The sequence below is a fragment of the Bradyrhizobium sp. SZCCT0148 genome, from assembly GCF_018129985.1.
Lineage (GTDB): Bacteria > Pseudomonadota > Alphaproteobacteria > Rhizobiales > Xanthobacteraceae > Bradyrhizobium > Bradyrhizobium japonicum_H.
On sequence record NZ_JAFCKT010000001.1, the window covers coordinates 852,807 to 879,236 of the forward strand.

Annotated in this window: 31 protein-coding genes; 15 read left to right on the forward strand and 16 right to left on the reverse strand. The window is 64.7% G+C overall.

The window, feature by feature from the left end; translation table 11 throughout:
- Positions 1-41 precede the first annotated feature (41 nt).
- From coaD to queA, 5 genes are all read left to right on the forward strand, one after another.
- Complete coding sequence (gene coaD, locus JQ580_RS04080; RefSeq protein WP_094890397.1) at positions 42-539, forward strand: pantetheine-phosphate adenylyltransferase; 498 nt, start codon at positions 42-44, stop codon at positions 537-539.
- A gap of 35 nt (positions 540-574) precedes the next feature.
- Positions 575-1,138 (forward strand): peptidylprolyl isomerase, encoded by a 564-nt coding sequence (locus tag JQ580_RS04085; RefSeq protein WP_212278420.1) that lies wholly within the window; start codon positions 575-577, stop codon positions 1,136-1,138.
- Between the two features lie 12 nt (positions 1,139-1,150).
- Positions 1,151-1,576 carry a hypothetical protein gene (locus tag JQ580_RS04090; protein WP_212278421.1) on the forward strand — a complete coding sequence of 142 codons (426 nt, stop codon included), beginning with the start codon at positions 1,151-1,153 and terminating at the stop codon, positions 1,574-1,576.
- Positions 1,573-2,037 carry a peptidylprolyl isomerase gene (locus tag JQ580_RS04095; protein WP_212278422.1) on the forward strand — a complete coding sequence of 155 codons (465 nt, stop codon included), beginning with the start codon at positions 1,573-1,575 and terminating at the stop codon, positions 2,035-2,037. Before JQ580_RS04090 ends, JQ580_RS04095 begins: the two co-directional genes overlap by 4 nt.
- Positions 2,038-2,175: 138 nt before the next feature.
- A complete protein-coding gene (queA, locus tag JQ580_RS04100; RefSeq protein ID WP_212278423.1) occupies positions 2,176-3,249 on the forward strand; it encodes a tRNA preQ1(34) S-adenosylmethionine ribosyltransferase-isomerase QueA in 1,074 nt (357 codons plus the stop codon).
- A 96-nt stretch (positions 3,250-3,345) separates the two neighbouring features.
- On the opposite strand, the gene JQ580_RS04105 is transcribed toward queA, so the two are convergent.
- From JQ580_RS04105 to JQ580_RS04120, 4 genes are all read right to left on the reverse strand, one after another.
- Positions 3,346-4,383 carry an aspartate-semialdehyde dehydrogenase gene (locus tag JQ580_RS04105; RefSeq protein WP_212278424.1) on the reverse strand — a complete coding sequence of 346 codons (1,038 nt, stop codon included), beginning with the start codon at positions 4,381-4,383 and terminating at the stop codon, positions 3,346-3,348.
- Between the two features lie 231 nt (positions 4,384-4,614).
- On the reverse strand, positions 4,615-5,211 hold the full coding sequence (locus JQ580_RS04110) for a PepSY domain-containing protein (protein WP_212278425.1): 597 nt from the start codon (positions 5,209-5,211) through the stop codon (positions 4,615-4,617).
- Positions 5,212-5,463: 252 nt separating this feature from the next.
- A complete protein-coding gene (locus JQ580_RS04115; RefSeq protein WP_212278426.1) occupies positions 5,464-6,210 on the reverse strand; it encodes a TetR/AcrR family transcriptional regulator in 747 nt (248 codons plus the stop codon).
- Between the two features lie 120 nt (positions 6,211-6,330).
- On the reverse strand, positions 6,331-7,488 hold the full coding sequence (locus JQ580_RS04120; protein WP_249133918.1) for a patatin-like phospholipase family protein: 1,158 nt from the start codon (positions 7,486-7,488) through the stop codon (positions 6,331-6,333).
- 231 nt (positions 7,489-7,719) lie between these two features.
- On the opposite strand from JQ580_RS04120, the gene tgt reads away from it, so the two are divergent.
- Positions 7,720-8,865 (forward strand): tRNA guanosine(34) transglycosylase Tgt, encoded by a 1,146-nt coding sequence (gene tgt, locus JQ580_RS04125; protein WP_212278428.1) that lies wholly within the window; start codon positions 7,720-7,722, stop codon positions 8,863-8,865.
- Positions 8,866-8,880: 15 nt separating this feature from the next.
- On the opposite strand, the gene JQ580_RS04130 is transcribed toward tgt, so the two are convergent.
- On the reverse strand, positions 8,881-9,099 hold the full coding sequence (locus JQ580_RS04130; protein ID WP_212278429.1) for a hypothetical protein: 219 nt from the start codon (positions 9,097-9,099) through the stop codon (positions 8,881-8,883).
- A gap of 224 nt (positions 9,100-9,323) precedes the next feature.
- On the opposite strand from JQ580_RS04130, the gene cysK reads away from it, so the two are divergent.
- Together cysK and JQ580_RS04140 are read left to right on the forward strand one after the other, a co-directional pair.
- A complete protein-coding gene (gene cysK / locus JQ580_RS04135) occupies positions 9,324-10,301 on the forward strand; it encodes a cysteine synthase A (RefSeq protein ID WP_212278430.1) in 978 nt (325 codons plus the stop codon).
- A gap of 3 nt (positions 10,302-10,304) precedes the next feature.
- Positions 10,305-10,547, forward strand: coding sequence for a BrnA antitoxin family protein (locus JQ580_RS04140; RefSeq protein WP_106950541.1), 243 nt, complete (start codon positions 10,305-10,307; stop codon positions 10,545-10,547).
- Between the two features lie 95 nt (positions 10,548-10,642).
- Here the strand turns inward: JQ580_RS04140 and JQ580_RS04145 are convergent, their stop codons facing one another.
- Together JQ580_RS04145 and JQ580_RS04150 are read right to left on the reverse strand one after the other, a co-directional pair.
- Positions 10,643-12,073 carry a caspase family protein gene (locus JQ580_RS04145; protein WP_212278431.1) on the reverse strand — a complete coding sequence of 477 codons (1,431 nt, stop codon included), beginning with the start codon at positions 12,071-12,073 and terminating at the stop codon, positions 10,643-10,645.
- 200 nt (positions 12,074-12,273) lie between these two features.
- Complete coding sequence (locus JQ580_RS04150; protein WP_212278432.1) at positions 12,274-13,149, reverse strand: DMT family transporter; 876 nt, start codon at positions 13,147-13,149, stop codon at positions 12,274-12,276.
- Between the two features lie 160 nt (positions 13,150-13,309).
- Here JQ580_RS04150 and JQ580_RS04155 point away from each other — a divergent pair, with 160 nt between their 5' ends.
- The gene (locus JQ580_RS04155; RefSeq protein WP_212278433.1) at positions 13,310-13,708 is read left to right on the forward strand and encodes a RidA family protein; all 399 of its coding nucleotides are present in this window, start codon (positions 13,310-13,312) and stop codon (positions 13,706-13,708) included.
- Between the two features lie 52 nt (positions 13,709-13,760).
- Here JQ580_RS04155 and JQ580_RS04160 read toward each other — a convergent pair whose 3' ends face one another.
- The 3 genes from JQ580_RS04160 to JQ580_RS04170 all read right to left on the reverse strand — a co-directional run bounded on the left by JQ580_RS04160 (position 13,761) and on the right by JQ580_RS04170 (position 15,360).
- Entirely contained in the window at positions 13,761-14,306 is a 546-nt protein-coding gene (locus JQ580_RS04160) for a hypothetical protein (RefSeq protein ID WP_212278434.1), read from the reverse strand.
- Complete coding sequence (locus JQ580_RS04165; RefSeq protein WP_080670293.1) at positions 14,251-14,601, reverse strand: hypothetical protein; 351 nt, start codon at positions 14,599-14,601, stop codon at positions 14,251-14,253. The genes JQ580_RS04160 and JQ580_RS04165 overlap by 56 nt, the downstream gene beginning before the upstream one ends.
- 171 nt (positions 14,602-14,772) lie before the next feature.
- Complete coding sequence (locus tag JQ580_RS04170; RefSeq protein ID WP_212278435.1) at positions 14,773-15,360, reverse strand: formyltransferase family protein; 588 nt, start codon at positions 15,358-15,360, stop codon at positions 14,773-14,775.
- A 186-nt stretch (positions 15,361-15,546) separates the two neighbouring features.
- On the opposite strand from JQ580_RS04170, the gene JQ580_RS04175 reads away from it, so the two are divergent.
- The 3 genes from JQ580_RS04175 to JQ580_RS04185 all read left to right on the forward strand — a co-directional run bounded on the left by JQ580_RS04175 (position 15,547) and on the right by JQ580_RS04185 (position 16,968).
- Positions 15,547-15,828, forward strand: a complete 282-nt coding sequence (locus JQ580_RS04175) for a hypothetical protein (protein ID WP_212278436.1) — start codon at positions 15,547-15,549, stop codon at positions 15,826-15,828.
- Between the two features lie 432 nt (positions 15,829-16,260).
- Positions 16,261-16,479, forward strand: coding sequence for a hypothetical protein (locus JQ580_RS04180; RefSeq protein ID WP_212278437.1), 219 nt, complete (start codon positions 16,261-16,263; stop codon positions 16,477-16,479).
- Between the two features lie 156 nt (positions 16,480-16,635).
- Positions 16,636-16,968 (forward strand): hypothetical protein, encoded by a 333-nt coding sequence (locus JQ580_RS04185; RefSeq protein WP_212278438.1) that lies wholly within the window; start codon positions 16,636-16,638, stop codon positions 16,966-16,968.
- A 28-nt stretch (positions 16,969-16,996) separates the two neighbouring features.
- On the opposite strand, the gene JQ580_RS04190 is transcribed toward JQ580_RS04185, so the two are convergent.
- From JQ580_RS04190 to JQ580_RS04205, 4 genes are all read right to left on the reverse strand, one after another.
- The gene (locus tag JQ580_RS04190; protein WP_024342748.1) at positions 16,997-17,299 is read right to left on the reverse strand and encodes a hypothetical protein; all 303 of its coding nucleotides are present in this window, start codon (positions 17,297-17,299) and stop codon (positions 16,997-16,999) included.
- Positions 17,300-17,391: 92 nt separating this feature from the next.
- Complete coding sequence (locus JQ580_RS04195; protein WP_212278439.1) at positions 17,392-19,440, reverse strand: acetoacetate--CoA ligase; 2,049 nt, start codon at positions 19,438-19,440, stop codon at positions 17,392-17,394.
- Positions 19,441-19,547: 107 nt separating this feature from the next.
- Positions 19,548-19,775: a hypothetical protein gene (locus JQ580_RS04200; protein ID WP_212278440.1), complete on the reverse strand. Its 228-nt coding sequence runs from the start codon at positions 19,773-19,775 to the stop codon at positions 19,548-19,550.
- Between the two features lie 146 nt (positions 19,776-19,921).
- Positions 19,922-20,134: a hypothetical protein gene (locus tag JQ580_RS04205; RefSeq protein ID WP_212278441.1), complete on the reverse strand. Its 213-nt coding sequence runs from the start codon at positions 20,132-20,134 to the stop codon at positions 19,922-19,924.
- A 143-nt stretch (positions 20,135-20,277) separates the two neighbouring features.
- On the opposite strand from JQ580_RS04205, the gene JQ580_RS04210 reads away from it, so the two are divergent.
- Together JQ580_RS04210 and JQ580_RS04215 are read left to right on the forward strand one after the other, a co-directional pair.
- Positions 20,278-21,363: an AI-2E family transporter gene (locus tag JQ580_RS04210; RefSeq protein ID WP_212278442.1), complete on the forward strand. Its 1,086-nt coding sequence runs from the start codon at positions 20,278-20,280 to the stop codon at positions 21,361-21,363.
- Between the two features lie 140 nt (positions 21,364-21,503).
- On the forward strand, positions 21,504-21,896 hold the full coding sequence (locus JQ580_RS04215; RefSeq protein ID WP_212278443.1) for an NUDIX hydrolase: 393 nt from the start codon (positions 21,504-21,506) through the stop codon (positions 21,894-21,896).
- Between the two features lies 1 nt (position 21,897).
- On the opposite strand, the gene JQ580_RS04220 is transcribed toward JQ580_RS04215, so the two are convergent.
- Positions 21,898-22,182, reverse strand: a complete 285-nt coding sequence (locus tag JQ580_RS04220; protein WP_212278444.1) for a hypothetical protein — start codon at positions 22,180-22,182, stop codon at positions 21,898-21,900.
- 141 nt (positions 22,183-22,323) lie between these two features.
- Positions 22,324-22,563 carry a hypothetical protein gene (locus JQ580_RS04225; RefSeq protein ID WP_106950556.1) on the reverse strand — a complete coding sequence of 80 codons (240 nt, stop codon included), beginning with the start codon at positions 22,561-22,563 and terminating at the stop codon, positions 22,324-22,326.
- Between the two features lie 742 nt (positions 22,564-23,305).
- On the opposite strand from JQ580_RS04225, the gene JQ580_RS04230 reads away from it, so the two are divergent.
- Positions 23,306-26,410 carry a DEAD/DEAH box helicase gene (locus JQ580_RS04230; RefSeq protein ID WP_212279193.1) on the forward strand — a complete coding sequence of 1,035 codons (3,105 nt, stop codon included), beginning with the start codon at positions 23,306-23,308 and terminating at the stop codon, positions 26,408-26,410.
- The last annotated feature ends 20 nt before the right edge of the window (positions 26,411-26,430 follow it).

A 26,430-nucleotide genomic window follows, 5' to 3' on the forward strand; every position in this document is an offset into this window, starting at 1 on the left:
CCCGGCTTGCCGGGCCGGGCCGGGCGGGTTAGGAGGAAGCCATGCCGCGCATTGCCTTCTATCCCGGTTCCTTCGACCCCATCACCAACGGCCATCTGGACGTGGTCCGTCACAGCGTTTCGCTGTGCGACCGCCTCGTGGTCGCGATCGGGGTCCACCCCGGCAAGAAGCCGCTGTTCTCAACCGAGGAGCGGCTGCAGATGCTCCATGATGTCTGCGGGCCGCTGGCGGCCCAGGCCGGCTGCGTGCTCGAAGCGGTGACCTTCGACGATCTCGCGGTGACCGCAGCGCGCAAGCACGGTGCGACCATCATGATCCGGGGTCTACGCGACGGCACCGATCTCGATTACGAAATGCAGCTCGCCGGCATGAACGGGGCCATGGCGCCGGAGGTGCATACGGTGTTCCTGCCGGCGTCGCCAATGGTTCGCCCGATCACCGCCACTTTGGTGCGCCAGATCGCCGGCATGGGCGGGGACGTCTCGGCCTTCGTCCCGCCGCAGGTTGCGGCACAGCTCAAGGCCAAATTCGCCGCGTAACGGCGTTTCCTTTTTCTCTCTGATCCGGAGTTGTCATGATCCGAATTCTCGCAGTTCTTGCCGCGCTTCTGTTCGCGGTGCCGGCAGTGGCTCAGCAATTGCCGGCCAATCTCGACAAGGCCAACGCCATCGTCATCGACACCACCAAGGGCCGCATCGTCATCAAGCTGCGCACCGACATCGCCCCCCAGCATGCCGAGCGCATCAAGCAACTGGCGCGCGAGGGCTTCTACAACAACGTGCCGTTCCATCGCGTCATGGACGGCTTCATGGCACAGACCGGCGACGGGCAGAACTTCAACGGCACCGGCGGATCGAAATATCCGAACCTGAAGCAGGAATTCTCCAAGGTGCATTTCGCCCGCGGCATCGTCGGCATGGCCCGGCGCGGCGACAGCGTCGACAGCGCCAACTCGCAGTTCTTCATCATGTTCGCCGACGGCGGCAGCCTCGACAACCAGTACACCGTGATCGGCGAGGTCGTGCAGGGCATGGACGTCGTGGACAAGCTGAAGAAGGCTCCTCCCGGCTCCTCCGGCGGCGCCGTGACCGATCCCGACAAGATGGTGAAGGTGCAGGTCGCCTCCGACATCAAATAATGGGAGAGGACGATGGCGCGCTGCGGCGACAAGCTCCTGCTGGTTGCCGCATTGCTGCTGTTCGGCCTGTCCGGTGCGGCCGCCGAGGGTGGGCAGGTCAACACCATCCAGGACCTATTCCGGCATCTGCGCACCTGCTGGAAACCGCCGCCGGCCGCCAAGGCCCGCCCACTCGACATCACCGTCGTCGTGAGCTTTAACCGGTCCGGCGACATTCTGGGCCATCCGAGGATCTCTTATGAATCCGTGGAGGCCTCCGACAATGACCGGCTGCAATACCGGATCGCGGTGATGGAGGCGTTGCAACGCTGCACGCCGATGCCATTTACCGATGCAATGGCGGGCGCTGCCGCGGGACGTCCATTCGCGATCCAGTTCCGCAGCCGCAAAACGTCACCCGACAAGACTTCACCACCAACACAAGAGAGACGAGCATGAGCGCCACCGAAAACACCCTGATCCTCGAGACCACGCAGGGCCCCGTCACCATCGAGATGCGGCCTGATCTCGCGCCCGGCCATGTCGCGCGCATCAAGGAACTGGTTCGCGAGGGTTTCTACGACGGCATCGTGTTCCATCGCGTGATCGACGGCTTCATGGCGCAGACCGGCTGCCCCCAAGGCACCGGCACCGGCGGCTCGGGCCAGAAGCTGAAGGCTGAGTTCAACAAGGAGCCGCACGTGCGCGGCACCACCTCGATGGCGCGCGCCGCCAGCCCGGATTCCGGCGACAGCCAGTTCTTCATCTGCTTCGACGACGCCCGCTTCCTCGACAACCAGTACACGGTGTGGGGCAAGGTCACCGAGGGCATGGAGAACGTCGACAAGATCAAGCGCGGCGAGCCGGTGCAGAACCCCGACAAGATCGTCAAGGCGCGGATGGCCGTGGACGCGGCATAAGCCGGCTTTGTCGGTGTCGTGCCCCCGCAGGCGGGGCATCCCGTAACCACCGACAGTGGTTACGACTACGATCGTGAGTACTGATCGCCCGCCCCAGTGCGCAAGTGCGCACGAGGCGGGCGATGACAGAAGCTGGACATGCGCACCGATCTTTTCGATTTCGATCTGCCCGCCGAGCGCATAGCGTTGCGCCCGGCGAGCCCGCGCGACTCCGCGAAGATGCTGGTCGTGCAGAACGGCGCGCTGCGCGACCAGACCATCGCCGACCTCGCACAATGGCTGCAGCCGGGCGACCAGCTCGTCGTCAACGACACCAAAGTGATCGCGGCGCAGCTGAAAGGCCGCCGTATCGGCCGCGAGACCGAGCCGAAGATCGAGGCGACGCTGATCAAGCGGCTCGACGGCTCGCGCTGGCAGGCGCTGGTCAAGCCGGCAAAGAAGCTCGCGGCCGGCGACCGCGTCCGCTTCGGCAATGAGGGCAAGGTCTGCCTGCTCGGCCATCTCGATGCCGAGGTCGAGGCCAAGGGCGAAGACGGCGAAGTGACGCTGTCGTTCTCGTTCCACGGCCCGGCGCTCGACCAAGCCATCGCCGATCTCGGCAGTCCGCCGCTGCCGCCCTACATCGCCTCCAAGCGCACGCCCGACGAGCAGGACCTCGCCGATTACCAGACCATGTTCGCGGCGAACGAAGGCGCGGTCGCGGCGCCGACCGCGGGCCTGCACTTCACCCCGGCGCTGGAGCAGGCGATGCGTGACCGCGGCGTCGGCATCAACCGCGTGACGCTGCATGTCGGGGCAGGGACGTTCCTCCCGGTGAAGGTGGACGACACCGAAGGCCACAAGATGCATGCCGAGTGGGGCACGATCTCGGCCGAGACGGCGGAGCGGCTCAACAGCGCGCGGAAGAACGGCGGCCGCATCGTCGCCGTCGGCACGACATCCCTACGGCTGCTTGAAAGCGCCGCCAGCGAGGACGGCACGATCCAGCCGTTCGCGGCCGAGACCTCGATCTTCATCACGCCCGGCTATCGCTTCCGCGCGGTCGATATTTTGATGACGAATTTCCATTTGCCGAAGTCGACGCTGTTCATGCTGGTGTCGGCGTTTTCCGGGCTGGAGACGATGCAGCGGGCCTATGCGCATGCGATCGCGAACGGATATCGGTTCTATTCCTATGGCGATGCGTGCCTGTTGTTTCGAGCGGCACTTTAGGGCGGGCAAAGCGAAGCGTGCCCACGTCTTTTTTGAATAAGAGCGAGAGTGGTGGGCACGGCGCTTGCGCGCCATTGCCCACCCTACGAGACCCGGTTATGCCATCACCCGCTGCGGCAACAGCTCGGCGATCTGCACCGCGTTCAGCGCCGCGCCCTTGAGCAATTGATCCGCCGCGACGAACATCGAGATCGAATGGCCTGAGGGATCGCTCAGATCCTTGCGGATGCGGCCGACGAGGACGTCGTCCTGGCCCGAGGCGTCGATCGGCATCGGGAAGTAGTTCTTCACACGGTCGTCGATGACCTTCACGCCGGGCGCCTGCGCCATCAGGCTGCGGACCTGGTCCTCGCTGATCGGCTTCTCGCATTCGAAGGTAATGGCCTCGCAATGGGCGCGCAGCACCGGCACGCGCACGCAGGTGACGCCGATGGCGATCGTCTCGTCCTCGAAGATCTTGCGGGTTTCCTTGATGACCTTGGTCTCTTCGTCGTTGTAGCCGGTCTCGGGGTCGATGGCGGTGTTGTGGTTGAAGAGATTGAAGGCGTAGGGATGCGGCATCACCTTCGGCGTATAGACCTGCCCGTTGAGATTGGCGCGGGTGGATTCGACCAGCTCGTCCATCGCGGCCGCGCCGGCGCCGGACGCGGCCTGGTAGGTCGAGATGATGACGCGCTTGATCCGGTTCTTCTGATGGATCGGCCACAACGGCACCAGCGCGGTGATGGCGGCGCAGTTCGGGTTGGCGATGATGCCCTTGTGGTCGCGAATCCGGTTCGCGTTGATCTCGGGGATCACCAGCGGCACGTTCGGGTCCATGCGGAAGGCGGAGGAATTGTCGACCACGACCGCGCCCGACTTGACCGCGATCGGCGCATACTTCCTGGAGATGCTGCCGCCGGCGGAGAACAGCGCGATATTGACGCCTTCGAACGAGCGCTCATTGAGCTCCTCGATCACGACCGGCTGGCCGCGGAACGACACCGTCTTGCCGGCCGAGCGGGCGCTGGCCAGCGCCTTCAGCTTGCCGACGCGAAAGCCGCGCTTGTCCATGGTGGCGATGAATTCGGCGCCCACCGCACCGGTGACGCCGACAATCGCGACGACGGGATCGTTACTCACTTTGTCCTCCATTGCGTTTGAAATTCAGACAACAAAAAAGCCCCGGACCATCATGGGCGGGGCTTCGGTAGATGGATTGCGGTCTAGTCGACGACTACGCGCGCACGCCTCCCCGGGCCCCTGAGGCCGTGGTGGTTTTGGTCGTGCGTTTGGTGGTCGTGAACATGGCGGCGACTTATGCGGGAGAGTCTTGCGCCCGTCAATGCCCTTTCTCCCCGGTCGATGCCGGGGGCCGGACACCCGTCACTTGGCGCCCGGCGGCTCGAGGGTGACCTCCTTGAGGTCGTCGCCGCTGACGACGACGATCGAAAAATTGAGCCGGCCGCGTTCGCGCACCAGCCCGCCGCTGATCGCCTTGCCGGAGGCGGCGCGTTCAGCGACGCGCACGGCCTCGGCGAGCCGGTGCCTGATCGCACCGAGCGCTGCGAGGTTGTCGCGGTCCTCATGGTCGAGCTCGGCGAGGGGAAGGGCGGCTTCGCCGCCGACCAGTTCGCCGGTCGTCGCATTGATGGTGTGGCGCCAGATTCGGTCGTTGTGCAGGGTCTTCACCCGATACACCGGGACCCCCGCGGCGCCGTCGAAACTCACATCAGCCGTGGTGGCGCCGGCGTGCCGGCCTTCGGCAATCGACATCGCCTGGCTGATCGAGATCGATGAGCTGCGGAAGCGCTCGATCTCGCGGCTGATGGCCCGGCGTTCGGCCTCGGCATCGTTATCCGCGTCGCTGTGAAGTGCGGTCGGCGCGCCCGCGGAGACGATCGCCCGGGCCGGTGCGGCGATGAGGATCGCTGACAGGGCGGTCGCAAGCCATCGCGAGATATGTCGTTTGGCGGTCGTCATGCTCGAAGCCTCGGCCAGCGAGTCTGCCGGATGATCGTTAAAGAAATTCGCGGCCGGCCTTGGGCGTCGGCCGGCCGCGGAACGTCGTGGGCGGGCTGTACCCGGCACGGCGATCTAGCGGTATGGACCACCTTTGGGGCTGGTGAAAAAAGCGGTCCGTATCGCCTATAACTAAACCATACCGTATCGTTTTATTTCGGTCAACGGCGCAGGCGGGTCCGGTCGCGGAAAGCGGGCCGTCTCACGGAATTGTCAGCGCGAAGGGCGTCGCCGCGACGCGCTTTTGGTCGTGCCCTGGATGCGGTCGGCAGGTCCAAGCGCACCGGCGAGAAACAGCTTGATGGCCGTGCGCATGCGCTTTTCGGCGGGCTTCATCTCGAGCGCCGTGCCGAACGTCGCCAAGCGGTGGGTGTGACCCACGACCACGTCGAGAAAAACCTCGGCTGCGATGGTGGTGTCCTCGATGTCGAGCGCGCCCTGTGCCACCAGACGGTCGAAGAAGCGCGCGGTGGCGTCGACAGCCTTCAGCCAGCCTTCCTCCTTGCCGAGCTTGGCGACATCTGGGAAGTTGATCGCCTGCGACGTCATCATGCGGCTGAACGCGACGGCGTCGGGTCCGCATGTGAATGTCAGCATCTCGCGCCCGATCTCGACCAGGCGCTGCTCGACCGAGATGTCGGAGGCGCTGGAGAGCTGTGTCTCGGCGGCCGCCGACAGCGGCGCAAGCCAGCGCGCGATCTCGCGCCTCAGCACGGCGGCAAACAGGCCGCGCTTGTCGCCGTAGCGGGCATAGACGGTGGGCTTGCTGACCCGGGCCGCTTCCGCGACCGCGTCGAGCGACGTGGCATCGAAGCCGCGGTCCAGGAACAGGCGGGTGGCGACTTCGATCAGCCGTTGGTCGCGCTCGATGGCGGCGGTTTTCGTCGGCCGGCCGCCACGGGATTTCGGCATCTCGCGCCGCGGCGCAGCCGGTTTTGTCCTGGTCGCAGTCAATCCCATGCCCGCTGATTCCTGCGCGTTTCTGACAGTCGTTCTATATCGCGCAGGAGCCGGGGCGTCATGGCGAATTTGGCCGAATTGGCCGTACCATCAACGGTTTCGCCGAGGCCTCGTTCCGCCTCACGGCACCGTCGAACTCCAGGCCTGACCGGCGGCGGCCTTGTCGTATCCGTACTGGTAGAGCGCCCGCATGTAGCCGGTGTCGAATCCTTCCGAGGGCGGCGCCGGGTATTCGCGCGCGATGTAGGAGAGGTGGAAGCCGAGACGGTTGCGCTTGGCGAAATCGTAAGTCGAGAAGATGATCGATCGCGTCTGCGACTGGGTGATCGCCGACAGGCTGCGCGAGGCGACGTCGATGGTGCCGTTGGAGACCAGTTCGAAATTGCGCTCGATCTTCTTGTTGACGAGGATGTAGATGTCCAGTTTCGCGTTGCCCGGTAGGCGGCTGCCCTGGAACAGCAGGGCTTCCGGCAGCGTCAGCACCGGCGCGGTCACGCCGCCGTCGACATGCATTTCCTGAAACTTGCGGCCCTCGCCCTCGGCGTCGATCATGATCGGCGGAAACACCAGGGGAATACTGGCGGAGGCGGCCATGACGTCGCGAAACAGTTTGAGCGCCTCGGGCGTGCCGACCGCGGCGATCTTGCCCATGTCCCAGATCGCGGTGCGCTGGGTGTCGAGATCGGTCGTCACCACCAGCAGCTTCCGGCCCTTGGCATTTTCGCGCGCGACTTGCGCCATGAGCTCCGGCCCGACATAGCGTGCCACCAACTCGCGCAGCCGTGTGTTGCCGAACAGACCGGATCCGAACAGCACGCGCACGATGCTGGGATCGTTCAAAAGGCTCTCGGCGATGCCGCTGGTATAGACCTCCTTCAGCGTGTCGTCGTATTGCGAACCGAGAAACGCGAACGGCGCGATCAGGCCGCCGGTGCTCACGCCCGAGACGACGGAAAAGGTGGGACGGGTTCGGGTCGCGGTCCAGCCGTTGAGAACGCCGACGCCGTAAGCGCCATCGGCGCCGCCGCCCGACAGCGCCAGGTAGGACCTCGTTGCGTTGCCGGTGTCCTTCTCGAAACTGAATTTGCTGACGGGGTCGTCGGCGTAGCGCCTGAGGCCGTCGATATCGAGCACGCGCGATGTGCTGGCTTCCGCGGCCGTGTAGGGCGTACGGGGCAGGGAGGTGCAGGCGCCGAGCACCAGGCTGCACGTCAAAGCCAGAAATGCGGTCAGGCGTGCGCCTGCCTGTCTTTTCCGGCCAGGCAAGGGGCCGGACATGTCAGTCGAACCTGAAGGGAAGGGCATTGTCGGTGGCTGGCGATCACGCATCTACCGCCGCCGGCAAATTTGCCGCGGCAGTTCGTCCAGCCCCACCGGTAAACTACACGGTATCGTTTTGTTTAACAAGTGCAGCGGCTCAGATATCGGCGTCAGTCCTGTCCCAGTCTGAAGCACAGGGGCGCCGAGGGCGGGTTGATCGGCTTCGTCCGACACGCAATAAGCAGCACTATGACTCCCGACAATGATCTTCCCAATCACTTCGAGTTGCTCGCCACGGACGGGACCGCGCGGACCGGGCGCCTGACCACGCCGCATGGCGTGGTGCGCACCCCCGCCTTCATGCCGGTCGGCACCGCCGGCGCCATGAAGGGTATGCACTGGCGCGAGGTGCGCGACGCCGGTGCCGACATCGTGCTCGGCAACACCTATCATCTGATGCTGCGTCCGACCGCCGAGCGGATCGCGGCGCTCGGCGGCCTGCAGAAATTCACCGGCTGGAACGGGCCGATGCTGACGGATTCCGGCGGCTTCCAGGTGATGTCGCTGTCGGACCTGCGCAAGGTCACCGAGAACGCCGTCACCTTCCGCTCGCATATCGACGGCGCCAAGGTCGAGCTGTCGCCGGAGCGCTCGATCGAGGTGCAGCGCTTGCTCGGCTCCGACGTCGCCATGCAGATGGACGAGTGCGTGCGGTTGCCGGCCGAGCGCGCCGACATCGAGCGCGCGATGCAATTATCGCTGCGCTGGGCCGAACGCTCAAAGCGCGCCTTCGAGAGCGCGCCCGACGGCTACATGCTGTTCGGCATCGTCCAGGGCGGCGACATCCCGCAGCTTCGCCATGAGAGCGCGCGAGGCCTCGTCGCGGTCGGCTTCCATGGTTATGCGATCGGCGGCCTTGCCGTCGGCGAGCCGCAGGCGGTGATGCTGGCGATGATCGACGAGACCGCACCGTTGCTGCCGAAACAGCGCCCGCGCTATCTGATGGGCGTCGGCACGCCCGACGACATCCTCGAAGCCGTCAAACGCGGCATCGACATGTTCGATTGCGTGATGCCGACCCGCAATGGCCGGCACGGCGTTGCCTTCACGCGCTTCGGCCAGGTGAATTTGCGCAACGCGCGCCATGCCGACGATCCTCGCCCGCTCGACGAAGAGAGCTCATGGCCGTCGACGCGCAGCTGTGCGCGCGCCTATCTGCATCATCTCGTCAAGGCCGGCGAGACGCTCGGAGCGATGCTGCTGTCCGAAATCAATATCGCCTATTATCAATTCCTGATGCAGGGCATCAGGGACGCGATTGCGCACGGAAGGTTCGACGAGTTCTATCAGCGGACGCGCGCGGACTGGGCGAGGGGCGATATCGCCCCGCGCTAGATCCATGGTCCAGGTTCAATTGCACATGATCCGATGCTTCACGGCGTGCTTGGTGACGAAGCCGTAGCCGCAATTGTCGCAGGTCCAGAGATAGCTGATCACGTGGTCGGAGACGTAGGCGGATGCTTCGGCGGCGACCATGGAGTCGGCGCAGACGGGACAGGCCGGCAACTCGCTGCAACGCGGATCACGCCTTAGCGTTACGGTCGACATCACTTCAGCAACTGCTGACATCGTGGTGACCTCCCTGCTTTGAGACCTAAGTCTAACATAAGCAGAATCAGTTTGCGAGGTCGCAACACAATTGCGTTGGTTTTCTGCTAATTGGAGCTCACGCGATTTTGCGATGCAGCGAATTTTAACATGTGCCGCATTGTCGCTTGCGTGTCGTCGCAGGCTGTCCGTAACTGCGTATGACTTGCGCAAGAAATGCAAATTGTCGCCACAGGGAGTTCGTCATGGACGCATCGTCCACCACGGGTGCAGCGCACCAACCCGGCCGAGGCCGGATCTATGACTCGATCGTCGATGCCTTCGGCAATACGCCGACCGTGCGGTTGCGCCGGCTGCCCGGCATGCACGGCGTGAATGCGACGATTCTGGCAAAACTTGAATATTTCAATCCTGCCGCAAGCGTGAAGGACCGCATCGGCGCGGCCATGATCATCGCGATGGAGAAGGCGGGCATCGTCAAGCCCGACACCGTGCTGATCGAACCGACCTCCGGCAATACCGGCATCGCGCTCGCCTTCGTGGCGGCGTCGCGCGGCTACCGGCTCAAGCTGGTGATGCCGGAATCGATGTCGATCGAGCGGCGCAAGATGCTGGCTTTTCTCGGTGCCGAGCTGGTGCTGACGCCGGCGGCGCAGGGCATGAAGGGCGCGATCGCCGCCGCCGAGGAGTTGGTGAAGACGACGCCGAACGCGGTGATGCCGCAGCAGTTCAAGAACCTCGCCAATCCCGAGGTGCACCGCCGCACCACCGCGGAGGAAATCTGGAACGACACTGGCGGCAATATCGATTTCTTTGTCGCCGGCGTCGGCACAGGCGGCACCATCACCGGCGTCGGCCAGGTGCTGAAGCCGCGCAAGGCCTCGCTTCGCGTGGTCGCGGTCGAGCCGGAGGAAAGCCCTGTGCTGTCCGGCGGCCAGCATACGCCGCACAAGATCCAGGGCATCGGCGCAGGCTTCGTCCCTGATATCCTCGACCGCGCCGTGATCGACGAGATCGTGAAGATCAACTCGACGACGGCGATCGAGACCTCGCGCGCGCTGGCGCGGCACGAGGGCATTCCGGGCGGTATCTCATCGGGCGCTGCGATCGCCGCCGCGCTCGAGATCGGCAAGCGGCCGGAAGCGACGGGAAAGACCATCCTGGCGATCGTGCCGTCCTTCTCCGAGCGGTATCTTTCGACAGCATTGTTTGAGGGAATCTAGGACATGGCGGATCAACCACCGAGGCGACCGCGCACGCTCGGCGATGCCAGGACGGAGGCCGAGGCAGCGTTCAAGAAGGTGACGGCCAAGGTCGCGGTCGCGCCGCCGAAGCCGAACGTGGCGCCGGGGGTCCGGGAGCAGGTGACGCTGCGCATCGACCAGGACGTGCTGGAGTTCTTTCAGGAGGGCGGCCCCGGTTGGCAGGATCGCATCAACGAGGCGCTGCGCAAGGCCGCAGGGAAGTAGCCAACCTCCTCACGGACGGTGCCCCTCCTTTCCATGAGGAGCGCAAAGAAAAGCCCGGCGCGAGCCGGGCTTTTATATCTTCGATCGCGTCGCACTCAGCGGCGGAACATGCCGCCCATCATGCCGCCAACGACGCCGCCGACGAAGGCCGCACCGGCCGCATCGCCGGGATTGCTGCGGTGTTGCGGCGCCGGCGCAGGCGCACTGCTCTGGGGAGCGGTGGCGGCACGGCGAGCCGGCTTCTGGCTGGTGTCGCTCGCCGTCGCCGGGGCGGCCACGACTTCCGAGAGCAGGGCCTTGTGCTGGTTCTTGTTGAGGTAGCCCGATGAGGGGTAGCCGCGCGCGGCCTGCCACCGCTTGAGCACGGTGCGGGTCTCGTCGCTGAACACGCCGGTCTGCTTGGTGTCGAAGCCGAGGCCGGTGAGGCGGCGCTGCACGTCGCGGCGCTGGGTCTTGTCGAGGCCGATCTGGTCCTCGGTGAGCTGGGTGGCCTCGTCGGTGAAGGTTGCGGGATCGACTCCGGCGTTGAGCGTGCGGGTCGCGGTCGAGGGGCCGCTCTTGATCGCCGCGAGGCGAGCCAGCGCCAGCGCCTTGAACTGGCCGTTCGGATAGGCCGAGAGATAAGCGTTGAGCTCTTCCGGCTTGTTGGACTCCTTCACCGAGCGCCAGTATTCGAGCTCGACGCCGTCCGAGCTGCCGCTCGCCGCCGGCACAATGCCGGAAGCGGTCGGTGCTGCGTTGGCGACCTGGGTCATCGGAGCCTGGTTGAGATAGACCGAGCCGGTCAGGTTGGTGTGACCCCACGGCAGCTGACCCTTGCGGGTCTCTTCATTGACCTGGGCACGCACCGACGTCATCGCCTGCTGGATCTCGACGCCGGGCTTGGTGATGTTGTCAATCAGCGCGCGGGTGAAGGGACTGTTGTTGCCCTCCTGGCCATCGAGCGCAGTCTGGCCCGGTCCGGTGGCAAAAGCGATCAGCGTGCCTTCGCCGGACTTCATCTCGGCGAGGCCGCTCTGCACGTTGACGCTGCGGGTCGCGGAGTTGGACTTGATCTTGGCGGCGAACGGATTGTCGCGGCAGGCATCGAGGAAGACCAGCTTGACCTTGGCATCGCCCATGGTCTGCTCGAGCGTGAGGTCGATGTTGATGGCTGCGCCGAGCTTGACGTCCATCTCCGACTTGATGTCAGCGTCGACGGGCAGCAGGTAATTGGTGCCGCCGACTGCGATGCCGTGGCCGGCATAATAGAACAGTGCGATGTCGGAGCCCTGCGCCTTGCGGCCAAAGTCGAGCAGCTTTTCCGTCATCTGGTCGCGGCTGAGATTGGATCCTTCAATCACCTCGAAGCCGACATTGCGCAGCGTCGATGCCATGGCCTTGGCGTCGATCGGCGGGTTCGGCAATTGCGCGACGTTCTTGTAGGAGCCGTTGCCGACGACGAATGCGACGCGGCGGTCGGCCTTCGCGGCACTGACCGACAGCGCCATGCACATCAGCGAAGCGAGGAGGGTGAGATAGCGCATCTGAAATCCCCAGAATCGAATTGCAGGCAGCAACAAATTGGCAACGAACGTACACGAAGTGCCCGACCCCGTGCCACCAAAACGGCTGTCCGTTGCGTTCAACCCGCTGCTGTGTGGCCGAATGTGCACGGTGGATTGATTCCACAACGTGATCTAAATCACACGGCCACTTCGTTTTGTCGCGCAAGGCGGCGGGAGGTTCACTGCGCGCGGGCGGGAACCGGGGGCGCGGGCTTCAAATTCAGGAGATTGCCGCACAGGATCAGCACGGCGCCCAGCACCGTCCAGGTGTCGAGCCGCTCGGAATAGAGCAGCCAGCCCGCGGTCGCGGTCAGCGGCACCCGCAGGAAGTCCATGGGAACCACGATCGTTGCGTCGGCGTATCGAAGCGCGCTGGCAAGGCAATAGTGCGAGAAAGTGCCGCAGACACCGATGACGAACAGCCAGCCCCAGAGATAGGCCGACGGCCAGGTCCAGACGAAGAGCGTCGGCAGCAGGCCCACCACCATCTGCACCACGATCATCCAGAACAGGATCGACAGCGCGCTTTCGGTTCGGGTCAGGGACTTCGCAAGGATCATGGAAATGCTGAAGCCGATCGCGGCGCCGAGCGCGATCAATTGACCTGGATTGACCTCGCTGGTGGCGGGCCGCACGATCATGACGACGCCGATGATGCCGAGCACGACGGCGGCAATCTTCCAGATCGTCATGCGCTCGGAGAGGAACGTTGCAGCCAGCACGGCGGTCCAGATCGGCATCGTGAACTCGATCGCCACCACCTGGCCGATTCCGATCAGCGTCAGTGCGTAGAACCAGCCGAGTTGCGCCAAATAATGCACCCCGTTGCGCGCGAGGTGCTGGGGCAGGCGTTTGGTCGCGACCGCCTTGAAGCCACCAGCGCGATGGATGAACGGCAGAAGCAGCGTGAGACCGATCACCGAACGCACTTCCATGATCTGGAAGACGTTGAGTTCACGCGTGGTCTCGCGTCCGGCGACGGCCATGACCAGCATCAGCGCCAGCCAGCCGGCCATCCACAAGGCCGCCATCGTTTTGGACGGGGTTGCGCTCATCAAGGCAAGTGCGGGGAATGTGAAGGACGGGAATGTGAAAGGATGGCCGGTATCGGCGACATCGCCGCCGTTTGCAACGGCCAAATCTGCGGATGCAGCGATGCAGGGCGACGTGCTAAGGCATCAACGAACAACGACAAAAAACGGGAGAACTTCGCTCATGCAGATCCTGCAGCCGGCCGAATGGAAAAAACCCCGCGGCTTCTCTCACGGCGTCGTGGCGGAAGGCCCTGGCCGCTGGGTGGTTCTGGCTGGCCAGACCGGAGGCGACGAGGCCGGCGAATACGCGCCCGACATGGCGGCACAGGTCGGAACCGCGCTGAAGCGGATCATCAAGCTCCTCGGCGAGGCCGGGGCAGGTCCGGAGCACATCGTCCGCCTGACCTGGTACCTGACCAGCCGCAGCGAATATGAGGCGGCCGGTGCCGGCATCGGCGCGGCCTGGAAGGAAACGCTCGGACGCAATTTCCCGCCATCGACGCTGCTCTATATCGGCGGTCTCGTGGACGAGCGGGCCAAGGTCGAGATCGAGGTCACGGCGTTCGTGCCGGGCGCATAAAAAAATCGATCCGGCGCGGGCGCCGGATCGATTGTAAAGTGCCTGTGTCAGCTTAGCGCGACAGCGAGATGTTGGCGCCGCGGAACTGGCTGTCCGCGCGCATGGTGACAGTCTGCTTGTTGCCGCTCGTCTTCAGCGCGATGTTGGCATTGAAGCCGGCTGCGGAGGCGACCACGTCGAAGCTCCCGCCGCCGCCACGGCCCTGGAGCGAGCCGGAGATGTTGCGGCTGGCCTCGGACCAGCTTCCGGTGATGGCGCTGCCCTCGGCCTTGACGTTGGCCCCGAGGTTGAACTTGTAGGCATCGCTGGCACAAGTCAGCGACATCTCCAGGGTCGGGCCGATCGGGGTATATTTGGCCCTGCAGCGGATCCGCTCGGTCGAGCCGTCATCCAGTGTCACGACACCGCCGCCGCTCCAGCTGCCTGCCATCGGGGCAAACGGGCCGGACTGAGCCTTGCTTTCGGAGGTGACGATCCCCGCCGCAAACAAGACCGCGGCCGCGATCAGCAGCCGGCGGCTCAGGGCGCGAGCCTCAATTGGTTTATTGGCGCGATGCTTCCCATCGCCCGCTGCACGGTATGCCTGCAGATGCTCCATTCCACTTTCCCGATCCGGCGTTGCCGTTGAGTTGACCGTTAGCATATGCACCATTGATCGAAACTTTCACAAGTCCCCCGCTACCGATGGTGCCGGAAACGTTAGCGCCGGGCGCGGTGATCCGGCCGTCGGCAACCGTCAGCATGGAGCTTGCGGTCGGCTCGCAGGTACCGCTCTTGGTGACGATGACGACCTGCCAGTTGCCGTCATAGGGGCTCTGGGCGAGGGCGGGAGCGGCGAGGGTGCCGGTCAAAACTGAAGCGGCACAGAACGCCGCGATGCGACCAAAACGCATGAATTCCGTCCTTGAATTTGTCTGATATGCTGACGCTTATTCGGACGAAATGTGACGGAAATTTGTTGCAATGCAAATTGAAAATTGTTCCTGCGTGAACAATGGTTTATTTGCGATCTAGGGTCCAATTTCTGAAGCGGAATCAAGGCCGCCATACGTTAAGGATGAACGTCAGGACAGACTCGGTGCGGAGGTCGCGAACTGCTCGTCCTGAGCCTTGGACGGAAGCGCCTTGTGGACCTTGGCATAATCGACCACGTCGGCCAGCAATTTGAGCCCGAGCGGGGCGAGCGCGCGCTCCCAGAGCTCGCGGGCAGTCTCGCCTTTCCTGACGAAGCACCAGTCCTGGGCGGCGATGGCCCCGGCGTCCATGCGGTCGGCGAGATGATAAATCGTGCCGCCGGCGATCGGATCGCCTTCCTTGATCGTCCATTCCACGGCCGCCTTGCCGCGGTGGCGAGGCAGCAGCGAGGGGTGATAGCCGATCCCGCCGAGCTTGGCGGCCGCAAGCGCGTCCTGGCCGATCCGGGCGTGGCTGTGCGCCGTGATGATCAGATCGGTATCCGGAGCGATTTCAGAGGCCACCACAAGCTTGGGATTGGCCTGGACCACCACCTCGATGCCGGACGCCTTGGCGGTCGCGGCGAGGCGATCCTCGGCATCGGCGACGACGACCCGGACGATCGAGACGCCGTGCTCCCGGAGCATGTTCAGGGTGGTCACGCCGAAATGGCGGGAGCCGACGAGGGTGATGCGCATGGGTGTCCGATCCGGTTTCGCAACTGCGTCATCCCCCGATAACACGTCCGGACGCCCTGTCACCACCCGCGCGGGGGTTGCGCCGGTTATCAACAATGTGCCGTCGCGGACGCGATGAATTCCGCGATTGCGCAGCCGGCCTTTCCGGTGCTCCATACGTGTATTGGACGGCTCGGGAGCGAATGCATGCGAGGCGCCTGGCTTGTTTTCGCGACGCTGATTATGCGCTGTCCGGCCCAAGCCGGCGGACCGTACCCCGCTGTGCCGCCCGAGACCGGGGTCGCCCCGTTCCTGGGCCCGACCTGGGACGGCTATCGTTGCGTCGGAGGGCCGGTCACCAATTTTTATCACGGTGCCTATTACGGCGAGGAGCCGCCGGCGCTCTATCGCGGCTACGCTTATCGGCCCTACCACCGCTATGGCGCCTACCGCGGACATCCGCGCACCTATTTCTGCGTCACGGACTGAAGCGCGAGGGATCAAGATGGATCGTCACTCCGCGTCAGGCTGTTGTTGATTACGAGCTTTGAAAGCCGCTCCGTCTTATCCGGAACCCTGCTGGCGTTGCCGTGCGGCCACGGTGAGGCGGCAAGCGGCCGGCAAGTCGGTTCCTGTGTTTCTTTTTTAACAGAGGTAGACCCGACCGGCTGATAAGAGTGCGCCTACCGGGGCTGGCGACATTTCAACCCGCATCCGTTTTTAACCCGGCTTGGGCCGCTGGCGCATCCGTCAGCGGCCTTTTCAATGCCGCGCATTACGACTTCATCCGGCGGTAACACGATCTCAACCAGCTTGGCGTATCGACTAAACCGTCGCGGATTTGTATTGCGTACCGCGACACCGAAATTGTCTCGCCGGCCTTTTGTGCGCCGCGCGTGCCATTTCGACGGGACAAATTTCATGCCGAGCGCCATTGAGCAGATCGTCGACAGCTACGTGCGGCTGAAGAACCGGCGCGGGCTCGACGAGCTGATGATGCACAGGCAGCGGCTCGCGGTCGACCTGAAGAGCAGGTCCGGCTATGATTTCAGCCTGCCGATCGGGCAGATCGACGAGGAGATCGCGATCATCGAGGCCGGCCTCAGCCGGCTCAAGGCGGAAAATTCCAAAACGGATTGAAGGCGGCGAGGCAAGCTCCTGCAAGCAGCGGAGACGACGCATCGTCCCGGTCTAAACGGTTCATGCAGGGTTCAGACCCGCCATGTCTCAATCTCCGGATCGTTTCGTGGGACGCGAATCCTGCTAGGCTTGTCCCCGTGATCTGGAGGAAACGTCATGATTGAGCTTGCGTTGGCCGGCCTGCTGGCATTTGCAACCGTGCCCGCGGCATCGCCGGCACCCATGGTGGAGCAAGTTCAGTTCAGGGCTGCTCCTGGCGGACGATGCCCGGACGGCTATGATTTCAACCACTCGAACGGCCGCTGCTATCCCAACGGCTATCATGCGCCGGGTGTCTACACGCGGAATCCCGGGCCGCACGAATACTATGGAAACTACGACGGCTATCAACGACGTGGCGGGCTCTGCCCGGACGGCTTCGCGTACAATTACGCGGACGGTCAATGCTACCGCAACGGCCGCCAGCCGCCCGGCCTATACGGGCGATAATTGATCGCCGCGCTAGGGGCGGGCGCGCTCAGTCGCGCCGGCCGCCGTCGATCACCGTGAACAGCGGCCGCGCCGGGGTCGGCTCGACCAGCAATTCATCGACCAGCGCGGTAGCTGCATCGACATATTTGCGTGTCGGCTTGTCCAGGGGGCGCTTGGCCTCGTCGTCGAGCGCGACCTTTGCGGCTTCGACCAGCTTGCGCATGCGCGCCGCGTGGTCGTCGCCCGCCGTCAGCGTGGCGCGCGCCAGCGAACGCAGCACGAACAGCTCGCCCTCGAGGCGAAGCAGGCGGTCGTTGAGCCTGGTAAGGACGGCGTTGAGATCGGCCATGTCTGCTGTTCGGCGCGAAGGATCCGTCCTGATCTAGCGGCGATCGGTGAACGGAGTCCAAACGGTAATGACGCAATTGGGGCGATCCGGCGTCACGCCGCGTGCCGTGCCAGATAGTCGCGCGCGAAGGCGAGGTACCAGTCGAGGCAGGCGGGGTTGGCCATCGCTTCCTTGTTGATGACCTTTTCGACGGGCTGGCCGAGCAGGAGCTTCTTGATCGGCAATTCCTGCTTCTTGCCGGAGAGCGTGCGCGGGATCTCGGCGACGGCAAAGATCTCGTTCGGCAGGAAGCGGCGGGAGAGGCCGGTCTCGATCGCCTTGTTGATCCTGGCTTGCATCGCGGCGTCCAGCGTGACGCCGTCGCGCAGCACCACGAACAAGGGCATGTAGCTGTCGCGGCCGAGATATTCGAGGTCGACGACCAGGCTGTCGAGCACCTCCGGCAGCGCCTCGATTGCGGAATAGAGCTCGCTGGTGCCCATGCGCAGGCCATGGCGGTTGATGGTGGCATCGCTGCGGCCGTAGATGATGCAGGAGCCATCAGGGTTGACCTTGAGCCAGTCGCCATGCCGCCACACCGGCCCGCGGCCGCTGCCGTCGAAATTGTCCGGATAGGTCTCGAAATAACTGGCGCGAAAGCGGGCGCCGTCCTTGTCGTTCCAGAAATACAGCGGCATCGAGGGCATCGGCTCGGTGCAGACGAGTTCGCCGACCTCGTCCGTGACGGCGCGGCCCTGTTCGCTGAAGGCTTCGACGGCCGCGCCCAGCAGGCGACACTGCATCGCGCCGGGCGTTTGCGGCAACTCGCGATTGCCGCCGATGAAGGCGCCCGCGAAATCGGTGCCGCCGGAGATATTGGCCCACCAGATGTCGGCCTGCGCCTCACTGCCATTGGTTTTCGACAGCGCTGCAAAGCGGTCGTTGAACCAGGCTTGCGTGTCGGCGCTGAGCGGTGAGCCCGTCGAGCCGAGGCAGCGCAGCCGCGACAGATCGCCGGCGGCGGCCTGATCGACCTCGGCCTTGGCGCAGTTGGCAAAGAATGCCGCACCCGCGCCAAAGAAGGTCGCCCTCGACTGCGCGACGAAGCGCCACAGCGTGGTCCAGTCCGGATTGTCCTTTGTGCCGCCGGGGCTGCCATCGAAGATGCAGCAGGTGGTGCCGCTGAGGAGGCCGCCGACCTGGCTGTTCCACATGATCCAACCGGTCGATGAGTACCAGTGATAGCGCTCGCCAAACGAATTCGAGTGATAGGAGCAGCCGATGTCGTTGTGCAGGCCGAGCAGCGCCAGCACCACGACGACGATGCCGCCATGGCCGTGCACGATCGGTTTGGGCAGGCCGGTGGTGCCGCTGGAGTAGACGATCCAGAGCGGATGATCGAACGGCAGCCACATCGGCTCGAACGCATCGATCGCAACACTCGTCCTTGCGAGGATGTCGGATAGCAGAGCCTCCGATGCGGCAGGCAAACCGGTCTCGCTGTGCAGGATGACATGCTCGACCGTGGGCAGCGATCGCCGCAGTTCGGCAACGACGTCCTTGCGATCGTGCCGCCGGCCGGCATAAGTGACGGCGTCGCAGGCGATCAGCACCTTGGGTTCGATCTGCTTGAAGCGATCGATCACGGCGGGCGCGGCCATGTCGGGCGCGCAGACACTCCAGACCGCACCGATGCTGGCGCTTGCGAGAAACGCGACGATGGTCTCGGGGATATTGGGCAAATAGGCCGCGACGCGATCGCCGGGCTTGATGCCCTGGTCCTTCAGGTGCAGCGCGAGCGCGGCCGACTTGCGCCGCAAGTCCGGCCAACTCGTCTCTGTCAGCCTGCCGTCTTCACCGGCGCTGACGATCGCGGGCAGGCCGGCGGCATCAGCAGACGCGACGTGCCGGAACACCTGCCGGGCATAGTTGACCTGCGCGCCTGGAAACCACAGAGCACCCGGCATCTTGCGCTCGGCGAGCACGGCCGCAAATGGCGTCGGCGATTGCAGATCGTAATAGTCCCAGATGCTGCGCCAGAAGCCGTCGAGATCGCGCACCGACCATCGCCGCATGTCCTCGTAATCAGCAAACGTGAGGCCCCGATGCTCGGCGAGCCAGTTGCGGTAAAGGGCGATCTGGGGAACGAAGGGAGCGGACATTGGCCATCGGCTTCAGTTGAGGGACGGAGAATCTAACTGATGCCGCAGAGTAGCAAAAGCCGCAGTTCATGCAGGCTGCAATGACGGTCGGAGGTGCCGCGCTCAGCCTACCATTCGACGCCGGCCCAGCGCCTGCCGAACACGGGCGGCCTGGTCTTCACGGCCTGCCAGCCGAAGAAATGATGCTTGCCGGACCAGGTGTGCACCATGCCGCTGCAGATGCTGCATTTGAAGCTGCCTGTGTGGGCCTCGCTGTGCTCTTCCCTGGTCGCGGTGTAGTTCATGCCGCAACCTGCACAGGTGAATTCTTCGATCGTCCAGATGCTGTTGGCCATTTGCACGGGATGGTTCTTGTTGACCTCGGCCCACGGTAGTCATCGGCGTTTGCAGTGGCGTAAACCGGCGCGGGGAAATCCGGTTAACGGGCGTTAGCCAAGCCGGCCGCCGCCATCGCAGGACATGCGGAAGCAGCGGCTTGGCATCAGCTGCCGTGTCGCATGTCCCGGTCGATACGCATCTGCACCCGCCTGACCGCGAGCAGCCGCAGCCTGCCTTGCACCCGACCGGAGCGGACCCTGCCGCCAACCGCATAGGCATAAAGCCAATAGCCCGGCGCGGCATTCGGCCTCAGGGAATAGTGGATACCGCGGTGCAGTCCCGCGATCGCATCGGACCTTCCGGGCGGGCGTGTCATCGTCTTTGAAATGCGGGATGGTCCGATGCGTTCCTAATCTAGGGCAAGGGCGGTTCCGCTCGTCTTGACGCCGGATGCGTTGCTGGCAATAACCGCCAGGCCTCGCATGCACCGGGGGTTGCGTTGATGTTGCAGGGAAGGCCGTGCCCGTGAAAAGTCTCCGTCAGCTGTTGACTGGAGAGGACGTCATCCAGCTCGTGATCCGGCTCGGCCTGCTCGCCCTGCTGATCATCTGGACCTTCCTGATCATCCGACCGTTCGTGCCGATCCTGGCCTGGAGCGGCGTGCTCGCGGTCGCGTTCTATCCGGCCTTCAGCTGGGTCGCCAAAATCCTGGGCGGCCGGCCCAAGACCGCAGCAGTGATCCTGACCCTCATCACGCTCGGCATTGTCATTGGCCCGGCGACCTGGCTCGGCATCAGCGCGGTGGACGGCGTGCGCGAGCTGGCGCATCAGCTCGGCACCGGCGATCTGGCGCTCCAGTCCGCGCCGGAACAGCTCAAATCATGGCCGCTGGTCGGCCCCTTGCTCTACGAGCTCTGGGACCAGGCCTACACCAACGTCCGCGCGGTGGTGCGCGAGGTGGCGCCGTATCTGCAGCCGCTGGCAGGGCCGCTGCTTTCGCTCGCGGGCGATGCCGGCGTCGGCACGCTCCAGTTCCTGGTCTCGGTGTTCGTGGCCGGCTTCCTGTTTCCACATGGGCCGCGGCTGGTCGCGGCCAGCCGCGGCTTCCTGTTTCGGATCGTGCCCGAGCAGACCGAGCATTTCCTGTCGCTTGCGGGTGCGACCATCCGCGCCGTGGCGCAGGGCGTGATCGGCGTCGCGATCGTGCAGGCGCTGCTGGCCGGCATTGGTTTCAAGCTCGCGGCGGTGCCGAGCGCCGGCCTTCTCGCCTTCCTCGTGCTTCTGCTCTCGATCGTGCAGATCGGCGCCTTTCTCGTGCTGCTGCCGGTCATCATCTGGATCTGGACCGCCAAGGACGTCACCACGGCGCTACTGCTCACCGTGTTTCTCGTCCTCGTCGGCTTCATCGACACCATGCTGAAGCCGCTCGTGATGGGGCGCGGCCTGACCACGCCGACCATCGTGATCTTCGTCGGCGTGATCGGCGGCACGCTGGCCCACGGCATCGTTGGCCTGTTCATCGGACCGATCATCCTGTCGGTGGCCTGGGAGATGATGATGGCCTGGATCAGGACCGAGGACCGGGTGGGGGCGGGTGAGGCCTGATCTCGCCGCAAAGCGCAATCTCTGCGCCGGGTCGGGTTACCACCCGAGGACTCGCGTCTGTGATCAAAACGCCCCGGGAACTTGTCTGTTAGACTAGACAAGTTACGATTGGGACGATTCTGGTTTCAACGACGGCAGCAATGGCGAAGTCTTCCAAACTGGTTGCCGCCCGGCGCGGTAAGGTATTGTTGGTCAGACGGCGGTCGGACGGCCTGTGGATGTTCCCGGGCGGCCGCAAGCGGGCGCGCGAGTCCGATAAGGACTGCCTGCGGCGCGAGATCAGGGAAGAGTTGCCGAAGCTGAAGCTCGGCAGGATCAGCCTCTGGAAAGAAGTGACGGCGAGGAACAAGCGCTCCGGCCGCAAGATGAACGACGCGATCTTCATTGCCAAAACGGCCAAGGGCAGGCTGGCGATCGGCGACAAGAAGGAGATCGACCGCGCCGCCTGGCAGAAGCCGCGCGGCATCCGCCTGACGCCGACCTCGCGCTATATCCGCGACCGCCTGTTCCCGAGGAAGCAGCGGCGAAGGTGAGCTAGTCCTCTCGTCCGACCGGCCGCGCTCGTCCGGCGAACCTCCGTGACTGCGTCCCCTGCGGTTCGGGCGCGGCACGCTTCGCGGTCTCGGCTTCCCGCATCTGCTTGCGCACGTTGCGTGCATCGCGCATCGCACGCCTGACGAAGGGATGTTGGGAATCCTCGGCGAAGAACAGCACCACTTCGCAGCTTGGACATTGCCTGGAATAGCCGTCCTGCAACCGCCCGGCGCGATCGCGGAACACACCCTTGCACCGCGTGCACTGAATCTGGACCGAACTCATGCGCGCACAACAATGTCATTGGAAAATGGATCGTTAGATGATCCCAAATGTCTGAAGAAAGCTTGAATGTCTTCGCACGGGCAAGCGCCAACGGCCGGTCACAGCCGGCGGAAGAGGCCGGATGGAACTGCCGGTCAACCGCTATTGCTTGGCTGCCAGCGTGGCCAGGCACTGGTTGAGAAAGGCGGTGCGATCCCTGGGCAACACTTTCTCGAGATCCGCCTTCAGCGCGCATTCGCGTTGCCGCAACTGCTCGGCCCGGCGCTTCTCGGCCGCCTCGCGATATTCGGGAGCAACCTTGTTGGGATCGACCAGCGGCTGTGAGCGGGCGGGCGCCGTTGCAAGCAGTGCGATGGCAGCGATGAAAATGATTGGTTTCAAATGAGCCTCCGTCAAAGCGGGCACCCTAGCGCGTGGCGCGTGCGCTTCAAATCGAAGAATGTGGTACCCTATTCCGGCGCGATCGGACGGGCAAATCTCTGACGTCGGCTTTGGAACGACTGCACCAAAGCCCCCCGCGAGAGAACCTTTCCGACAAGGGCCGGCACCCAAGGCCCACGCGGGAGGTGGTTTGTTTGCCGCAACATGTGAACCAGTTCACAAGCGTGCGCTGAAATCGCTGCTATGAAGACGTCATTGCTTGACCAGTTCATTTTGCTCGAAACGCCCCAGCGTGGCTCCAAGCGCTGGGGTTTTTTCGTTTCTCTCCGTGCGCAGAATGTTTACAATCACGCCAAGCGTCGCATCGACAGACGCGGATCCCGCGTCGCGCTAGTTCCGGCTTGAGCTCGATCAACAGACAAATTATCGGGATCGCGGCGCCGCGCCGAACGTTGCCACCAGGCGTGCGTTCGCCGGGCAAATCCCATATGCATGGCGAGAAGTCGCCGAATCGAGAATGAGGGCGGCTGGCGTTCAGTTGACGACGGTTTACGACCAGAAACGGATTCAAGTGAGGCTTACCAAGAAGGCGCGAGCGGCCAAGACGCCGCCGAAGCAGACGTCACCGGTCAAGGTGTCACCGAAGAAGGCGTCGCCGACCAGGACGTCGTCACGCAAGCCGCTGCCAGGGAAGAGCAAAGAGGCGCAGCGCGCCGCGATCTCCTCTTCGTCGCCGCTCGGCATGCTGGCGCTGCATCTGCTCGGCCAATGGAAACAGTCGGCCCAGAGCGGCATCGTTTTTCTCGCCGAGAACGAGAACAGGGCGGAGCGGCTCGGCAGCGTCATTCACGCGCTCGACCCCTCCTGCGAGGTGCTGGTGTTTCCGCGCTTGAACACCTTGCCGTTCGATCAGCTCGAGCCGTCGCACGAGCTCGCAGGACGTAGAGCCTCCGTCCTGAGGCGCATCGCGAAATCCAAGACGCCGCTCTTTCTCGTCGCGACGGCGGAGGCCGTGATGGAGCGACTGCCGCCACCGGCGAGCCTGTCGCGCCTGAGCTTGAGCCTGAAGGTCGGCGGCGCGTTCTCGGAGCAGGATCTGGAGACGCGCCTCGCAGAGCTCGGATACGATCTCGATGACGAGCCGGACTATCCGGGCGGGGCGCTGTTCCACGGCCAGACCTTCGAGATATTTCCAGCCGGCGCGCTCGGGCCGTTCCGGATCGAGCATTCGGATCGCGCGATCAAGCGGATCGTGGCATTCGATCCGAACGAGCACAGGATCATCTTCGAAACCAGGGAGCTGGTCGTCGATCCCATGTCGGAGCGGCTTGGCCTTGCCGGCAAAGGCGGCAAGCGCGTCAGCCTGTTCGACTATTGCGGACGCGCCAAATGGATCGCCGATGCGGGCGTCCCGGCACATGTCGACGGCTGGTTCGATACGATCGAGGAGGCCGCGCCGCGTGCGGAACGTGAGCGCGAATATCTCGGACGGCGCGACTGGAAGCAGCTCTGCCGGGGCATGAAGGTGTTGCCGCGCGCTTCGTCCTTCCAGACCGTTCCTGAATTTTCGAAGCTGACCTCCGCGAGGAAGGCGTTGCGGGCTTTCGTCGACGACACGCGGCGGGCCGGATCGCGGCTGGTTCTCGTCGCAGCGCATGAGGACGATCTGCGCGTGATGGAGCGGATGTGCGGCCTCAAGGCGCAGCGCTGCGAAGATTGGCACGAGGCTGTGCGCGGGCGGGGCGGCGAGGCGGCGCTGCTGGCCGACCTCGATGCCGGCTTCATCGTGCCGGGAAAAAAGCCTCTCGTCGTCGTGACGGCCTCCGACGTGCTCGGCAGCCGCGCGCATCATCCGCAGCCGATGGCGCGCGCCTGGAGCGCGGCGTTCGACCATGCGGATGTGCCCGAGCAGGGCACCGTGGTCATCCATCTCCAGCGCGGCCTCGGCGTGCTCGACGGCCTGCAGACCGTGAACACCGGCGGCGGCGCGATGCGCGAGATGATCCGCCTGAAGTTCGCCGGCGACCACGCGGTGCTGGTGCCGCCGCCAGATCTGGCGCTGATGTGGCCTTACGCGGCCGAGCTCGGCAAGCTCTCGCTCGACAAGGCGGACGGCAGCACATGGTGGGCGCGCCGCGGCGAGGCCGAGCGCGAAATCCAGGTGGCGGGCAAGGCGCTCGCCAAGCACATCAGCCAGCGCCGCAAGCGCCGCGGCGAGAAGCTGGTGCCGCCGGGATCGGCCTATGAGAAGTTCGTTGCGCGTTTCCCCTACTTCACGACGATCGACCAGGCCAAGGCGATCGCCGACGTGCTGGACGATCTTGCCTCCGGTCACCCGATGGACCGGGTGATCTGCGGCGACGTCGGGTTCGGCAAGACCGAGGTGGCGCTGCGCGCGGCAGCGGCCGTCGTGCTGTCGGGCAAGCAGGTGGCGATCGCTGTGCCGACGACGGTGTTGGCACGGCAGCATGTGGCGACGTTCCAGAAGCGCTTTGCCCCGTTCGGCATCGAGGTCGGCAACCTGTCGCGAGCGACCTCGGGTGCGGCGCTGCGCGAGACCAGGGAGGGACTGCGCAGCGGCCGGATCAAGGTCGTGATCGGCACGCAGGCGCTCACCGGCAAGGACGTCAGGTTCGACGATCTCGGCCTCGTCATCATCGACGAGGAGCAGCATTTCGGCGCGGCCGAGAAGGCCAAGCTCTCCGGCCTCGCCAAGAACGTGCATGTGCTGATGATGAGCGCGACGCCGATCCCGCGCACGCTTGCCGCGGGCCTGGCCGGCTTCCGCGACCTCAGCGTGATCGCCTCGCCCCCGGTGCACCGGCTGCCGGTCGCCACCCGGATCGCGCCGCTGTCGGATGCGGCGATCGCAACCGCACTGCTGCGCGAGCAGCGCCGCCACGGCCAGAGCTTCCTGATCTGTCCGCGCATCCAGGATCTCGATCCCATGCTGGCGCGGGTGCAGGCGGTGGCGCCGGACCTGCGCATCGTCTGCCTGCACGGCCGACTGGCGGCCGACGAGATCGACGATCGCATGATGAGCTTCGTCGAGGGCAGGGCCGACGTGCTGCTCGCGACCAACATCGTCGAGAGCGGCCTCGACATTCCCCGCGCCAACACCATCGTGGTGTGCTGGCCGGAGAAGTTCGGCCTCGCCCAGCTGCATCAGCTGCGCGGGCGCGTCGGCCGCGGCGGCATTCGCGCCTTCGCCCATCTGTTGACCGAGACGGCGTCCGGACAATCCGAGAAGCGGCTGGCCGTGCTCGAGGAGTTCAGCAAGCCCGGCGCCGGTTTTGCCATCAGCGAGCGCGACCTCGATCTGAGAGGTGCAGGTGACCTGTTCTCCGAGGAGCAATCCGGCCACGTCCATGTGTTCGGGCCGGTGCTCTACAGCCACCTCCTGAAGATGGCCTCGGAGAAGCTCGACGAGGGGCAGGCGGTGTGGGTGCCCGACCTGAACCTGCCGGTCGCGGACATGCTGCCCGAGAGCTACGTGCAGTCCGAGCCGGTGCGCCTCGAACTCTATGCGCGCGCCGCAAGATGCAAGGATGAGGACGATCTCGAAGATCTCGAGGAGGAAACCGCACGTCGCTTCGGCCCGCTGCCGCGGGGCGCGCTCGATTTCTTCGCCGCAGCCCGGATCAGGATCGAGTGCAAACGCAGAGGCATCATTCGCCTCGACGTCGGGCCCGAGGCGGCAGCGGCAACGTTCCTGCCCGGGCGCCTGCGGAAGTCGCGGGGCAAATCGTTGCAGCGCGATGGCGACCGCGTGGTCCATCACGCCAAGATGCAGGACGCGCCGTTCGATCGGGTGGAGGAATTGTTCGAGCTGCTGGACGAGGGGTAGGGACAGCAAAAAACGCGAAA